The sequence below is a fragment of the Brevibacillus borstelensis genome, assembly GCF_037834415.1.
Taxonomy (GTDB): Bacteria; Bacillota; Bacilli; order Brevibacillales; family Brevibacillaceae; genus Brevibacillus; species Brevibacillus borstelensis_A.
In genome coordinates this window covers 85,770-100,136 of sequence record NZ_JAUMSJ010000002.1, presented here as the reverse complement: position 1 = coordinate 100,136, position 14,367 = coordinate 85,770, and the positions used below count along the sequence as shown (strand labels likewise).

Here is a 14,367-nt window from a genome sequence, read left to right as displayed (position 1 = left end):
TGGGAGCGAGGATATGCTGTCCTTTTTGAAAAATCTGATGGGTAAAACGCCGACACCGGAAGAAATAAAGCAGCAACTGCGCGAGGAATCGGTCCTCGCCGCTGAGGATCCTGGAGTTGCTGCGAACAGACCGTCTGAAGCGGGCGTAATGACAAAGCTGTCTTTGCACGAATCATGGGAGCGGCAGCTGAATACTACGGAAAAGTACGCGTTGTCCTTTACGGCTCAAGAGCTTCCGCCGATGCAGCCAGGCAATCTATCGCTGGCAGGACTGTCTCTATTGCCCCATGAGCAAGGGATTGAGGTAACGGCTTTTTTGCGCAACGGAACGGACCGCCCCGTACGTTTGGAGGAAATGACGCTTGTCATTCTGTTCGGGGAGGAGAAGCTGTTTACACGCCAGAAGTTTGACTTGTCTGAAGTAGGAGAGATCCCCCCCTATTCGGCCCGCCCATGGTCGTTTGTTTTCTTGAGCGAGCATTTCCTGCAAGTGGATGTTTTGCTGAAAAACTGGAAAATCGCGTTTGAATTGGCCCAGAAAAAGATGGTGCTTCCGCAGCAGCTGGAGCTGGAAGAATCCTGGATTCGTGCGCTTACCGACGAACAGAAGGAAAGCCTGATCGAACTGGCGAAAGGTCTGCCGGCGTTGAAGGAAGGGGAGGTCAATGTTCAGAGTGTGCAGGTTCGTCGTTCCGAAGACGGCGCCTTTCATGCGATGCTGCTGATCCGCAATGGCTCCACGCAGTCCATATCCTTCCAATCGCTTCCATTGGCTCTCTACGATGCCAGCGGACAAAAGGTTGCTATCGGACAGTTTGAACTGGGCGGACTTACCGTCAACACAAATACGAGCAAACCTTGGATGTTCATCTTCCCAAAAGAGAGCATACTGATAGAAGAGCCGGATCTGTCCCGCTGGAAGGTGAGTATTCCCGAGGAAGCACAAGCATAGTCACTCCCCATTTGACCCCATTTGGTCAAAACCCTTATCATAATAAAGTCATCGTTCGTGCTTCGGACAGGTGAGGAGGATGTACATGTTTTCCTTTTTTAAAAATTTTAAGGACAAAAAGTCGGGTCAAGAGCTTTCCCAGGAGGACTTGAAAAAAGAGCTTCGGGAAGATTCGACGATTGATCTTGACGATCTGGATGATCAGGAAGTAGTGAAAGAGCAGCCGGAACAAATGGCTCAGCTGGAAACTGCAGTGAAAGTAAGAACAGATATCTCCTTGCATCCAGCGTGGGAAGAGCAACTGGATAGCGAGAGAAAGTATGCACTCCGTTTCATGCAGGCTGAACTGCCAGATATGGCATTTGGCTCTGTCGGCGTTACCGGGTTCAGCTTGATTCCGCAGCCGACTGGCGGAGTAACCGTTGCTTTCTTCATCCGCAACGCTGCGCCTTTTCCGGTGAACTTTAAAAAAATTCAATTGGCCATATACTTTGATGGCAACCCGTTTGCGCGCCAGCGGATCGATTTGAGCGAAGTGGGAAGCATTCCGCCGTTCACGAGCCGTCCCTGGGAAGTTTATTTCCCGCCGGAATCCTATCTGCATGACAATTTCACATTCAAGAACTGGAAAATCATGATGAAGGCTAACAAAAACCCGTATGTATGGCCCCAGGAGCTTGAATTGGATCCGGAAATGGAAGCGAGAATGACTGACCGTCAGAAAAAACTGCTGGAGCAGCTCACTTTTGACATCTCGCCTATGGAGCTGGATACAGTAGAAATTATCGGGTTTGACATCACGAAGGCAAAGGATGGACGACTGGTCGCCGGAATCCTGATCCGCAACGGATACGATAAAGATTTTTGCCCTGACATCTTGCGAATCAAAATTTCCGATGCAGAGGACGAAGTAGTAGCTTCTGGCTCAATTGACGCCAGCAGAATCCGGGTGCGTCCTGGAACGAGCCGTCCATGGGTGCTTGTTTTCCCGGCGGATATGGTGAAAAAGCCAGATGCAAAGCTTCAGCCGTGGAAGCTGGAGGTTACGTAAAACACCTGCAATGGCAATCATGGAAGCTGTGGTATGAGGAGGATACTGCATGAGTTGGTTATTGGAAAACTGGTTTGGCTCCAAGGAGAGCCTGGAGGCGGTTCGCGAAGAAATTCAGGAGAGCCTGCACAAGGAGATTTATCTCGGCGTGTCTGGTCTTGATGACCCTGAGCAATCTTCCAACCGTGTGCCATCGAAGGAGCTGTTCCTCAGCCTCAACGGTCCTTGGGATACCCTCGATGAAGAAGAAGCGGAGCTGCTCCGTTTTGTGCACGATGAGCTCCCTCCCATTATTCGCAATGAGGTCGGGATTTTTCCCTTTTATACGCAGGTGACGCGGGATGGTTATCTCGTGCTCACTTATATTCGCAACGCGACGGAGCAAAGCATTTTGCTGGACCGCCTGCGGCTGGACCTGAAAACACCCGAGGGAAAGGTTGTAGCTAGCAAGAGCTTTGACATGATGACTTTTGGACCGATTGGCGATGAGTCCAGCCGTCCGTGCGAGTTTTTGTTCCGCTGGGATGAATTTACCGATCTGCCGGAGGAGGAGATCCCGCTTGCGTTGGGTTATCAAAAACCGGAGAAACAATCGGGTGAATCTGTAGTAGCAGGAGGAGAATTGGAAATGGATGAAATGGAATACTACCGTCAGCAGCTTGCTGCCAATCCAGTAGAAGAAGGCAAGGTAGACCTGAAGGCATTGGGATTGAAAAAAGGGGAAAATGGCAGTCTGAAAGTGGTTGTATTGTTCCGCAACGGCTTGGACAAACGACTGGACTTTTCCGAGGTTCCGATTGTTGTACATGACGCAAACGGCGAAGATATCGCCCGTGTCAGCTATACGCTGGAAAACATGAAGGTAGATCCAAAGGCGTTCCGTGTAATTGCCTTCCAGATCCCGGCTTCGTCCATCAAGAAACAGGATTTTTCTGTGGAAGAGTGCACGGTCTTTATTCCGAAAGCTTACGAGAAGCAGAAGGAATCCCAAGTTTACGATGCAACCAAGCCGAAAGGATTCCTGCAGTAAGTGACCACCCCTTTTCGCATCGCGAAAAGGGGTTTTTCTATCGGTTTGTGTTTCCAGGGATTCCCTGAATAGGGTTGCGTTTCTCACTATCGTTCCGCTATGCTAAATGAATAGAATAAGCTACAAGGGAGTGGGGCTTTTTCTTTTCAAAACAGGAAGACAAGCTCGAACACCTGCATTCCTTTTTCGGCCAGGAAAAGGGAGGAAGGACTGTAGTTACATGAGGAAATTCATTTTAACGGTTGTCGCTGTCTCGGTAGGGGTATTGGCTGCCTTTGGGGGGAGCCAGAAAGCAAAGGCTGCGATCTCCAATGACGAATATATCAATAATCAGACTCATTTGAGGCAAATCAAAGCTGACCAGGCCTGGAAGAAAGTTACCGGAAGCAACATAACGATTGCTGTTCTCGACACGGGAGTGGACCATAACCATCCCGATTTGAAAGGAAACATCCTTCCGGGAGTCAACCTTGTTGAACCGGGGGAATCCGCTCAGGACGACAGCCTGAACGGACATGGCACAGCTGTTGCCGGTATTTTGGCGGCCAGAGGGAATAACGGTATTGGGGTCTCGGGTGTTTTATGGCAAGCGCAGATTTTGCCGATCAAGGTTTTGAACAAGTACGGGGAAACAGATGTAGAATTGCTCGCCAAAGGGATTAACACCGCAATCGATCGGGGAGCCAAAATTATTCTCATGTCGGTGAGCAGTCTCTCCTATTCGAAGTCGCTGACGGCCGCTATCCAGCGGGCGGAGGCGAGCGGAGTCGTGGTTGTGGCTGCCAGCGGAAACGAAGCCAACCGCGTCGCGTATCCGGCTGCATATCCGACGGTGATCGCTGTTGGCGCTGTAAAAGGAAACAAGAAGCCGCTGTACGATTCCAATACAGGGCCGGAGTTGAATCTCGTGGCTCCGGGCTACAATATCTACACGACCAAGCCCAAGGGCAAGTACGGAACATTCAGCGGCACTTCTGCAGCAGCTCCCATGGTAGCCGGTGCTGCGGCAATGGTACTCGCGGTTCATCCGAATATGAGCCCGCTGGATGTGCGTCAGCTGTTGTACCAGACGGCAGAGGATCTCGGTGAGAGCGGCTGGGATCGGCAAACGGGGTACGGGTTGGTTGACGTAAATCGAGCCATCAGTGAAAAGCCATCAATGGATTTTCATGAGCCGAACAACATTCGAAGCTATGCAAAGGCTTTTCCGATCGAATCGCAGCTCAGGGCGAAGTTGTCGGAATCCGACAGAACCGATTGGTATTTTATGGATATTCCTTATGATGGAAAAGTCACCCTGGTCGCATCGGTTACGTCAACGAATACAACCGCTCTCGCTGCTACTTTTTTCCCTGAAAATCGCGAAGCGTCCACGTCTTACATAGGGAACGGAGACACACTGACGGTTCCGGTGAAAGCTGGTAGAATGTACATCAGGATGGAACGAAGCTTCGGGGTGAAAGCCTTTACCTACGTGTTGACCAGCCGCTTTACGATCAACCCGGATAAGTATGAGCGCAACAACACGATAGATACGGCCCGCCCGCTCGTCGGAAATCAAATATCCGTGATCGGAAACTTTCACGAAGAGGGAGACGAGGACTGGTTTTCTTACTATGTCCGCGAATACGGCCGGCTAAACGTCACGGTCTCCCCCGACAACAAGCGGATCGATCTGAACATGAAGATCGGCAAAGAGGGACAACCCTTTGAAGAATATGACAGAGGCGATCGGAATGATCCGACTGAGCATGCCGAGAAAGAAGTATCGCCTGGCAAGTACTACATCCGTCTGACCGAATACTGGCAAAACCAGGTGAATGGCGAGTACAAGCTGGACCTCTCCTATACGCCGATTCGGAAGGATGCCAATGAGCCCAACGATACATATCGTCAGGCGTCCCCGTTGACAAATGGAAACCTGATGATCGGAACCTTGCCCACCCATACGGATCAGGACTGGTTCCAATTTACGGTCGATTCCGAATCCTACGTCAGCATTCGCGCTCCGTTCATCCCCGTATCGACGGGGATACGGCTGGAGCTGTACGGTTCGGACACGTTGAACTACTCGCTTTTTGCCACGAACGACGTAGCGCAGCTGTCCGATCTTGGAAAAGAGGTGCTCGGCATGAAGCTGAAGCCGGGCAAGTATTATATCCGTCTGACCACCACGGTGCCGTTTAAATACGACTTCTATCGGCTGACTCTGACGAAGCAGCCCTTGATGGCCGGTTATCGCGATATCGCTTCCCACTGGGCACGCAATGAGATTGCCAGGCTGAGCGGCAAAGGGGTCGTCAACGGCTTCGATGATGCGACGTTTAAACCTGATCAGTCGGTTACGCGGGGACAATTTGCGACGATGCTGATCCAATCGATGCGGGCCAAAGGAATGCATATCGTTACGTATAGGGGGAAAAACCCGTTCCGGGATCTTTCCCAAAAACACTGGGCTTACGGCAACCTGCTGACTGCCCACCAGCTCGGAATCATTCAAGGCTATCCAAACAACAGCATCCTGCCCGATCAATCCATCACACGTGCCGAGATGGCGCTGATGGTAGCCAGGGCAAACAACCTATTGCTCTATACGCATAGTCGTTCGTCTTTTACCGACGTGCCGGTCAGCCACTGGGCCTCTCCCGCTATTGAGGCATTGACAGCGAAAAAGTGGATAAGCGGATACGGACGGACGTTCAAGCCGCAGGGAAGAGCTACGCGGGCAGAGGTGGTCGTCCTGCTGGCCAAGGCATACAGTTTGTAACCCTATGGAAAAGGAGAGAACATAAATGAAAAAAGCAACCAAGGGAATCCTCGCCATAGCGATCGTCGGAATGGGGGTCTTCGCTTCACAGGCGATGGCGGACGGCGTTTCCGGCGTGCCGGGTTCAGCGGACGATCCGGTGGTCACCAAAAGCTATGTGGACCAGCAAATTCAAAAGGCTCTGGGCGGAGGCGGAGGTGGCGGCACCGTCTCGCCCGGGTTGACTGTGGTCGAGCTGTCCCCGGGACGGACGCTGTACGGTTTTGAGGGTACAGAGTTTATCGTGCGTACGGGGAAGGTACAGGCTGTGGCAGGCGATAAAGGCGATGGCCTGACCGATATTACCGAGGGCAAGGACCTGCGAGGCGGAGCCCAGGTGGCTGCCAATCACCTCCTCTTGATCGCCCGTTCGGACAATCGCGGCTTGCGCTTGCATGCAGGCTATAACGGTGTCGCGCACATTATGGTTCGCGGCAAATACGAATTGCGCTAAGCGCTTATTGACACCGGCAATAAAAACGATTATTCTATTATCCGTAATGGATACTCTTATCCAGAGCAGGCGGAGGGACTGGCCCCATGAAGCCCGGCAACCGACTCGAGCGGTGCTAACCAGCAGAACGGATACCTGTTCTGGCCGATAAGAGGGTAGGGAACGCAAACACCAAGCACCTTTTCCTCTAAGACAGGAAAAGGTTTTTTTTTGCTTGTGCCTTCGTTTAATAAGAACCTGTTTCGGCTACCACACTATTTGTATGAGGTCAAAGGAGGTAGTACACATGTCTTTGCAAAAAGGTCGTCGTCTGTTTACTTCTGAATCAGTCACCGAAGGTCATCCGGATAAGATTTGTGACCAAATTTCCGATTCTATTCTGGACGCCATTTTGTCCAAGGATCCAAATGCTCGCGTAGCATGCGAAACTTCCGTTACCACTGGTCTGGTGCTTGTGGCAGGCGAAATTACGACGAACACGTATGTGGATATTCAAAAGCTGGTTCGCGATACCATCCGTGAAATCGGATACGATCGCGCCAAGTTCGGTTTCGATGCCGACACTTGCGGCGTGCTGACAGCTATCGGCGAGCAATCTGCCGATATTGCCCTCGGGGTAGACCAGGCGCTGGAAGCTCGTGAAGGAAAAATGACGGATGCGGAGATTGAAGCGATCGGTGCCGGAGACCAAGGCCTGATGTTTGGATTCGCCTGCAACGAGACGCCTGAACTGATGCCGCTGCCGATCAGCATGGCTCACCAATTGGCGCGTCGTTTGACGGAAGTGCGCAAAAACGGAACGCTGAGCTACCTGCGCCCAGACGGCAAGACGCAGGTGACGGTGGAATACGATGGAGACAAGCCGGTTCGGATCGATACGATTGTCATCTCTACTCAGCACGCTCCGGAAACCACCCTGGAACAAATCAAGAATGACCTGATGGAGCATGTAATCAAGCCGGTTGTGCCGGCGGAGCTTCTTGACGCGGAGACAAAATACTTCATCAACCCGACCGGTCGTTTCGTCATTGGCGGCCCGCAGGGGGATGCCGGTTTGACAGGTCGTAAAATTATCGTCGACACCTATGGTGGATACGCGCGTCACGGCGGCGGCGCTTTCTCCGGGAAAGACCCGACAAAAGTGGACCGCTCCGGGGCATATGCAGCCCGCTATGTAGCGAAAAACATCGTCGCAGCCGGTCTGGCAGAAAAATGCGAAGTACAAGTGGCATATGCAATTGGTGTTGCTCAGCCAGTCTCAATTAGCGTAGATACATTCGGAACCGGTACGATTGCTGAGGACCAATTGGTAGCACTGATCCGCAAGCATTTTGATCTTCGTCCTGCAGGTATCATCAAACAGCTTGACCTGCGTCGTCCTATCTACAAGCAGACAGCGGCATACGGCCATTTCGGCCGCAATGATCTGAACGTGCCGTGGGAGCGCACAGATAAGGCAGAAGCGCTCAAGCAGGATGCAGCAGGGCTGTCCAAGTAAAGACCAAGCGCCGAGAGCCTAGTGATACACTAGGCTCTTTTTCTGTGACAATCAGGTAAATTTTTTAGCTGCCACTAGGACTTAAGGCTAGTGAAGCGTTACTGGAATACAGTTCATAAAGGAATCTGTTCGCATATGTCGAAATACCTATGTAGGCAAAAAGGAGGAAGTTTTTCGTGCCGAAGAGGTGGCCCTTCTTTCTCGTATTTTTCATTGCGTTTGGACTGGTTGTGGCTGCCGGACTGTCCTCTTTTTTTAAACAAGAGGCTCCCCATGTGCAACCTTTCCCCCATGTCACTACGTCTATAAGCACAGGCGAGGAACAATCCGCTACTCTACAGACAGCAACTACCCAAGAAAAAACAGCACCCTCGAAGCTGTGGTATCGAAATCGGGTAGTCGTATTGACGTATCACCATGTGACAGACACCTCTGCACAACGCTATGTCATCGGTACGGATCAGTTTAAACAGCATATGTCGTTTTTGTTTGAGAACGATTTCCATCCGATTTCGCTTACAGAGTTTGTCCGCTTTGTCGAGACAGGAGTTTTGCCCACTGAGAATGCGGTTTTGCTTACATTTGATGATGGGTATGAAAGCTATTACACACATGCTTTTCCCGTCATGAAAGAGTATCGGTTTCCCTCTGTCAACTTTTCCATACTTGGTCGATTGAGGGATACCGAAGAGCGGAAAAGGAAAAACATGACCACGCCGCTGTCCCGTCCGCAAGTGAAGAAAATGCTTCAAACCGGACTGGTGGACATCGCTTCTCATACATACAGTCTTCACGACGAGAAAGCCCGCAATGAATGGGGAGAACTCGGACCGGAGACGGCACCTGTGTACGTGGAGGAGCTGAAACGACTCGAAGAAGAACAGGAATACCGCAATCGCCTGTATGTCGACTTTACCATGTCGCGGGTCGGCTTGAGCGAACTGGTGGGTAAGCAGGTTCAAGCCATTTCCTTGCCGTTTGGTTACAGCAATGACATCGTTTTGGACATAGCCAAGCAAGCGGGCTACCTATTTGTTTTCAACTCAAATCCGGGTGTGGTAACGGAAAAGGTAAATCCGTTTTCCATTCCGAGATACGATGTTGGGATCAGGGAAGTGGATGTTCCCAAGCTCGAGGCGTTGTTTCAGACGGTCAAAAATGAGGTAGAAGGAGATCAATAATGAATCAGGCGATCAGTATTACCATGTTGGATGGTGTGATCAATCGCACGATCGAAACGGTGGAAAAAAGCAAATCGCAAATATTTGAGATCGCCGAAAATGCCAGGCTGGAAGGTAATTCCTTAAAACATGATTTGTATGAGCTAAGGCAGGAAATAGCGAAAGTGATCAGCAAGGTGGATGAGCTGGAACTTTCCTATAGAAGGGCGCGAACGCGTCTGGTCCTGGTTAGCCGTAATTTTCAGACATACACAGAAGAAGACATTCGCGTCGCTTACGAAGAAGCCAACCGGATCCAGGTAGAGCTGTCCATTTACCGGGAACGGGAAGACAATTTGAAAAAACGGAGAAATGATCTGGAGCGGCAGCTCCGCACGCTGGAGGAAACCATTCAGCGGGCGGAAAAGCTGGTGACGCAGATAGGCGTTGTGCTGGGGTACTTGACCGGCGACTTGAGCAAGGTGGGAGAGGCTCTGGAAGAGGCCAAGCAGCATCAGATGATGGGGCTCAAAGTCATTCAGGCGCAGGAGGAAGAGCGGAAGCGGGTAGCGCGTGAAATCCATGACGGCCCCGCCCAATCCATGGCGAACGTCGTGCTTCGTTCTGAAATTGTCGACAAGATGCTGAAAAATGAACGCATTTTGGAAGCGCAAATGGAGCTGCATGAATTGAAGGAAATGGTTCGCCTCAGCCTGGCTGACGTCAGACGGATTATCTTTGACCTCAGGCCCATGGCACTGGATGATTTGGGGCTGGTCCCGACGCTTCAGAAGTACATTCAAACGTACGAGGACCGTACGAAAATTTCCGTTGATCTGGTTGTCTTTGGCATAGAGCAGCCGTTGAAAAGCTCTGTGAAAGCCGCGATGTTTCGACTTGTACAGGAGTGCTTGAACAACGTTGAAAAGCATTCCGGTGCCAATATGGTCCAGGTAAAAATTGAATTTCAGGAAAATACGTTGCGCCTTGTGGTCAAGGATGACGGAGTCGGCTTTGATCAGGCGGCACAGAAAGCCAAGGGAGGCTCCTACGGGCTGCTCGGCATGAGGGAACGCGCTCAGCTGCTTGAGGGAACGATGGAATTGCAGTCTTCCCCTGGAGAGGGAACAAGGGTCATGTTTCAAATACCAGTCAAATTTTGAGCAAGAGTGTACAGGGAGGATGAAATATGGAGAAGGTACAGCAAGAAATTCGCATCGTCATTGTGGATGATCATCAACTGTTCCGTGAGGGTGTCAAACGTATTTTGGAAATGGAAAAGGACTTTCAGGTCGTAGGAGAAGGGGCTGACGGAGAAGAAGCGTTCCGCCTTGCCGAGGACCATAAGCCTGACGTCGTTCTGATGGACATTAACATGCCGAACGTGAGCGGTGTTTCGGCCGCTGAGCACGTTATTTCCGTCAGTCCCGGTACCCGGGTCATCATGCTGTCGATACACGACGACGAGGGATATGTCTACCGTACACTTCGCTCAGGGGCTTCAGGCTATCTACTGAAGGAAATGGGCACGAATGATCTCGTCGAAGCGGTTCGCGTAGTAGCGGCGGGTGGAGCATACATACATCCAAAGGTAACCGGCAAGCTGATCGAGGAGTTTCGCCGGCTGAGCGAGCAGGAGGGCACGAATGATCGCGGCATGGCCGTGGATGATTCGGAACCGGTCGATCCGAAAGTGATCGAGTCGCTTACCCGTCGTGAGCGCGAGGTTCTGCAGCTGATGGCGGAAGGCAAGAGCAACCGGTCCATCGGAGAGTTCCTGTTTATCAGTGAAAAAACAGTCAAAAACCACGTCAGCAGCATTCTGCAAAAGCTCAGCGTGCAGGATCGTACGCAAGCCGTTGTCATTTCCATCAAAAACGGCTGGGTAAAACTGTAAATCCCCTAAACCAGCTTGCAATTTGCCGTTCAGCAGCACCGTGTCCAAGCTGTCCCGCATACCTTGATCGTAAGAGGAGGTATGACCGTGATGGAAGAGTTGGTCGTGTGGTTGCTGGCGGCATATGGGTGCTCCTCTTTGCTGGTGGGATTGGCTAATTTCTGGATCAGGCGGACGACAAAAGACGTTCCCCGAACTTACAAGCACTATCGCTTGCTGCTGCTAAATTCGGGGGATGTAGTGGAGCAGGCAGTCAGGAAGCTTCAATTCCACTCGTATCTGCGAGGTACCCCTATTTGCATTTCGTATCAAGATGATGGATCGGTTGACGATACCATCCGGATCATGACAGTTTTTGAACGGACAGACTACTTGTGCCGAGAGGATCGCGAGGGTACCTTCGGCGAGCCTGTCATGACCATAGACCTTCGCCAGCAGGGCGAACGGGAGCGCGCGCTATAGCGCGCTTTTTTGCGTTTTCCGGCGAGATTTTCTTGCACTCCCCTGCAGTCTTTTCGCACACTGTCCATAACAAGCAATCGGCGGGGGGAGAGTCCATGCGGGAATACTTGCTCTATATAAAAGTGTCGGGAGAGGCTGCGCAAGCCCATATCACGCCATGCTTCCAGGTAGACCAGGCATTTTGGCGGGAAAGGGAGGGGGCAAAGCTGTATGTGATCGGCAAAAGCAAGTCGCTGGCGCTCGCCTTTTCCTTGCGCGGAGAATTGAACCATGCGCTCGGGGAACGCGCGTTTACGGAAAAAAGCGTGGACAGCTTTCGAGCTGCCGCATCAGCCTATGTCAGGGAGGCTAATGTATTATACGGCAAGAAGGCAGCTGGCATGACTCCGATCCGCGAGGACTGGTTTACGCTTGAGAGTGCAGACTCAGGCGGGGCGCCGACAGAACGGGGCGAATCGCAGCTCCGGATGGAAGGGACCGACACGGCCGCCTTGTCGTCTTCAGAGGGATCTATACTCGAAAACATCGGTGAATGGGAGCGAGAATCGGAAAAGCTGCTTGCGGTGATGGGCGGACGCGCTCTTTTGTGGGATGAGGTCGGGGTTCTGCTAAGCAAAAAGGGGTGGGCGCCACGTTCGTTGGACCACTGCTTTCAGTGGATCGTCCTGTCGGGAAAAGCGGAGCGGCGGCCGGGCATCGAGTGGAGGCTGAGAAAAGGCTGGCTGCGGAATCACATGTTGTTTTCGTGCGGGAGATGCGGCTCGGAGCGGATGATCGTGCTGACGAGCTGCCATTCCTGCGGACAAGGGTGTGCTTATTGTACGGAGTGTTTGGATATGGGCAGAAGCAAATGCTGCACGCCGTATTTGTGCGTTCCCAGGCAAAGAGCGAGTCAGGCTTGCACAGCTGCAAAGAGCGGCAGAATGTTCGATCGGGCGGTTCATCCCGGCTTTGCCGGAGGCCGTATGGATAGCGCGAAAAGAAAATGCGAAACGGCTTTTCTCGATTGGCAAGGCACTTATTCGCCCATGCAGGAGATGGCGGCGGAAAAGGCGCGTCAGTTCGTGGCGTCGGGCAGGCCCGGACTTTCTGAATTTCTGCTCTGGGCTGTATGCGGAGCAGGAAAGACGGAGCTGCTGTTTCCGTCAGTGGCTGAGACATTGCGTTCCGGTGGACAGGTGTTGATTGCCACTCCGCGAAAAGATGTTGTTCTCGAACTGGCTCCCCGGATTGCCAAGGTCTTTCCCAATGCCCGGGTAATTGCCGTTCACGGCTCCAGCGCAGAGAAATGGGAGGACAGCGACATTACGATTGCGACGACCCATCAAGTCATGCGGCTTTATCGACGATTTCCGCTGGTTGTCCTTGACGAGGTGGACGCGTTCCCGTACCACAACAATCCGGTTCTGTACCGTGTCGTATCGCGAGCGGTCCAGCCCGGCGGCAAAACCTTGTACTTGAGCGCGACACCTCCGCGCTACCTGCGGAGGCGCCTGGTTCCGAAGCGGGCTCATTTGCATTCCCGGACGCATGTCCTTTTGCCGGGCAGATACCATGGTTCGCCGCTGCCCGTCCCTCGCGTATGCACGATCAGCGGCTTGCATAAACGTCTGTCAGCCGGCCGTTCCATCCAGCCCTTGCTGGAGACGCTGGCCTCATCATTGGATGGCGGACGCCAGGTCTTTGTGTTTGTCCCGCGAGTGGACCAGGTTTCCGTGGTTCTCAGCTATCTGCAGAGGCGATTGTCCCGGTACAGCCAAACGATGGCGGGAGTCCATGCAGCAGATCCGGATCGGGAGGAGAAAGTCCGTCTGTTTCGGGCCAAACAATTGCTGGTCATGGTCACGACTACGATTCTGGAACGAGGCGTAACCATTCCGCGAAGCGATGTCATTGTCATCGGGACGGAGGCCCCTGTCTTTGACGAGGCTTCACTCGTACAGATCGCCGGTCGGGTCGGCAGGTCCAGCGACGCACCGAGCGGCACAGTGCTGTTTATCGAAGCGTACCGGACATCGGCTTCCCGGGCGGCGATCCGGCAAATCAATCGGATGAACCAGCTGGCTGCGAGTCTGCGGCAGGCAGGAGGCCAGTCATGAGCGGAGCCGGGTGTGTTGGCTGCGGAGGAATCGTTTCCGGCCGAAATCGCGAAGAGCAAGTCAAGCGATGGAGTCGCGTTCTTTCGCGGCCGCCCACGTATCCCAGGATTTATCGGCTGGTGGACGGGCTGCCGCTATGCAGCAGCTGTTTGGCGGACTGGCGGGTCATTGGCGAGGTTATCTGTTGTCAGTGCGGCCGCGATCTGGTTTACCATTCGCAAAAAGGGGAAAAGAACGATCAGTCCCCAATAGAAAATGGCTTTAATCGTCAGCAGGAGAGGAGGATGTGCAAGGATTGTCTGGCTGCCGAGGAAAAGGGGCAGTCTCTTCTGCGAAACAGAGGGCTGCTGCACTATGACGAGTGTGGAAAGGCGTGGCTCAGCCGGTTTAAATACCGGGGAGATGAGCGTATGGCAGCCTTTTTTAGCGCCTTGTTGGCAATTGGATACTATCGCAGCTACCTTTCCGCCCGGTTCTCCTGTGTCACCGAAGTGCCTTTGCATGAAAGCAGGTTGACGGAAAGGGGGTTCAATCAAATGGAGCTGGTTGCAAGAGGGCTTTCGATGCGGACCGGCATCCCCTACATTCCCCTCCTCATACGGTCCAAGCAGACGGCCAAACTCAGCCAGCAGCGCGGCAAAAGAGAGCGGGAGGAAAGTCTGCGGGGGGCCTTCGCCTGTATGAATCAAGGCAGGCAAATACATGGGATCGACAGCCGTAAACAGCTTCGCGAAGTCCTGATTGTTGACGATATTTATACGACTGGATCCACACTGCGCGCGTGCGCCCTGGCGATACAGGAAGAGCTGGGGCGTGAGTGCCGGGTGTCTGCTCTTACTTGCTTTCGATAACTCCATCATTTGTTGACCTTTTTCGAACAATCCGTGTTTCTTCTTGTACATTCGCTATTTTTCGATATGATGGTAGTACATCCAATTTTTATCACGAAGGAGACTCG

At 52.5% G+C, this 14,367-nt stretch carries 12 protein-coding genes and 1 riboswitch; all 12 genes read left to right on the top strand.

What is annotated here, in order from left to right; translation table 11 throughout:
- Positions 1–13: 13 nt before the first annotated feature.
- The 12 genes from Q3F21_RS02350 (at position 14) to Q3F21_RS02295 (ending at position 14,260) form a co-directional block, all read left to right on the top strand.
- The gene (locus tag Q3F21_RS02350) at positions 14–952 is read left to right on the top strand and encodes an accessory Sec system S-layer assembly protein (protein WP_340249780.1); all 939 of its coding nucleotides are present in this window, start codon (positions 14–16) and stop codon (positions 950–952) included.
- Positions 953–1,037: 85 nt separating this feature from the next.
- Positions 1,038–2,003 (top strand): SLAP domain-containing protein, encoded by a 966-nt coding sequence (locus tag Q3F21_RS02345; protein WP_340249778.1) that lies wholly within the window; start codon positions 1,038–1,040, stop codon positions 2,001–2,003.
- 49 nt (positions 2,004–2,052) lie between these two features.
- The gene (locus Q3F21_RS02340; RefSeq protein ID WP_340249777.1) at positions 2,053–3,033 is read left to right on the top strand and encodes an SLAP domain-containing protein; all 981 of its coding nucleotides are present in this window, start codon (positions 2,053–2,055) and stop codon (positions 3,031–3,033) included.
- Positions 3,034–3,253: 220 nt separating this feature from the next.
- Complete coding sequence (locus Q3F21_RS02335) at positions 3,254–5,800, top strand: S8 family peptidase (protein WP_340249775.1); 2,547 nt, start codon at positions 3,254–3,256, stop codon at positions 5,798–5,800.
- 25 nt (positions 5,801–5,825) lie between these two features.
- On the top strand, positions 5,826–6,293 hold the full coding sequence (locus Q3F21_RS02330; protein WP_340249773.1) for a hypothetical protein: 468 nt from the start codon (positions 5,826–5,828) through the stop codon (positions 6,291–6,293).
- 53 nt (positions 6,294–6,346) lie between these two features.
- A riboswitch (SAM riboswitch) is annotated at positions 6,347–6,447 on the top strand.
- A 138-nt stretch (positions 6,448–6,585) separates the two neighbouring features.
- On the top strand, positions 6,586–7,791 hold the full coding sequence (gene metK / locus Q3F21_RS02325; protein WP_340250084.1) for a methionine adenosyltransferase: 1,206 nt from the start codon (positions 6,586–6,588) through the stop codon (positions 7,789–7,791).
- Between the two features lie 176 nt (positions 7,792–7,967).
- The gene (locus Q3F21_RS02320; RefSeq protein WP_340249771.1) at positions 7,968–8,972 is read left to right on the top strand and encodes a polysaccharide deacetylase family protein; all 1,005 of its coding nucleotides are present in this window, start codon (positions 7,968–7,970) and stop codon (positions 8,970–8,972) included.
- A complete protein-coding gene (locus tag Q3F21_RS02315; protein WP_340249769.1) occupies positions 8,972–10,114 on the top strand; it encodes a sensor histidine kinase in 1,143 nt (380 codons plus the stop codon). Before Q3F21_RS02320 ends, Q3F21_RS02315 begins: the two co-directional genes overlap by 1 nt.
- 26 nt (positions 10,115–10,140) lie before the next feature.
- Complete coding sequence (locus tag Q3F21_RS02310) at positions 10,141–10,848, top strand: response regulator (RefSeq protein ID WP_340249767.1); 708 nt, start codon at positions 10,141–10,143, stop codon at positions 10,846–10,848.
- 87 nt (positions 10,849–10,935) lie between these two features.
- Positions 10,936–11,310, top strand: a complete 375-nt coding sequence (locus tag Q3F21_RS02305) for a glycosyltransferase family 2 protein (protein ID WP_340249765.1) — start codon at positions 10,936–10,938, stop codon at positions 11,308–11,310.
- Between the two features lie 95 nt (positions 11,311–11,405).
- Positions 11,406–13,409 (top strand): DEAD/DEAH box helicase, encoded by a 2,004-nt coding sequence (locus tag Q3F21_RS02300; RefSeq protein ID WP_340249763.1) that lies wholly within the window; start codon positions 11,406–11,408, stop codon positions 13,407–13,409.
- Positions 13,406–14,260 carry a ComF family protein gene (locus Q3F21_RS02295; RefSeq protein ID WP_340249761.1) on the top strand — a complete coding sequence of 285 codons (855 nt, stop codon included), beginning with the start codon at positions 13,406–13,408 and terminating at the stop codon, positions 14,258–14,260. The genes Q3F21_RS02300 and Q3F21_RS02295 overlap by 4 nt, the downstream gene beginning before the upstream one ends.
- Positions 14,261–14,367 lie beyond the last annotated feature (107 nt).

Coding starts and splice junctions, on each gene's coding strand:
- Q3F21_RS02350 (WP_340249780.1), top strand. CDS start 14: ATGCTGTCCTTTTTGAAAAATCTGATGGGTAAAACGCCGACACCGGAA.
- Q3F21_RS02345 (WP_340249778.1), top strand. CDS start 1,038: ATGTTTTCCTTTTTTAAAAATTTTAAGGACAAAAAGTCGGGTCAAGAG.
- Q3F21_RS02340 (WP_340249777.1), top strand. CDS start 2,053: ATGAGTTGGTTATTGGAAAACTGGTTTGGCTCCAAGGAGAGCCTGGAG.
- Q3F21_RS02335 (WP_340249775.1), top strand. CDS start 3,254: ATGAGGAAATTCATTTTAACGGTTGTCGCTGTCTCGGTAGGGGTATTG.
- Q3F21_RS02330 (WP_340249773.1), top strand. CDS start 5,826: ATGAAAAAAGCAACCAAGGGAATCCTCGCCATAGCGATCGTCGGAATG.
- Q3F21_RS02315 (WP_340249769.1), top strand. CDS start 8,972: ATGAATCAGGCGATCAGTATTACCATGTTGGATGGTGTGATCAATCGC.
- Q3F21_RS02310 (WP_340249767.1), top strand. CDS start 10,141: ATGGAGAAGGTACAGCAAGAAATTCGCATCGTCATTGTGGATGATCAT.
- Q3F21_RS02300 (WP_340249763.1), top strand. CDS start 11,406: ATGCGGGAATACTTGCTCTATATAAAAGTGTCGGGAGAGGCTGCGCAA.
- Q3F21_RS02295 (WP_340249761.1), top strand. CDS start 13,406: ATGAGCGGAGCCGGGTGTGTTGGCTGCGGAGGAATCGTTTCCGGCCGA.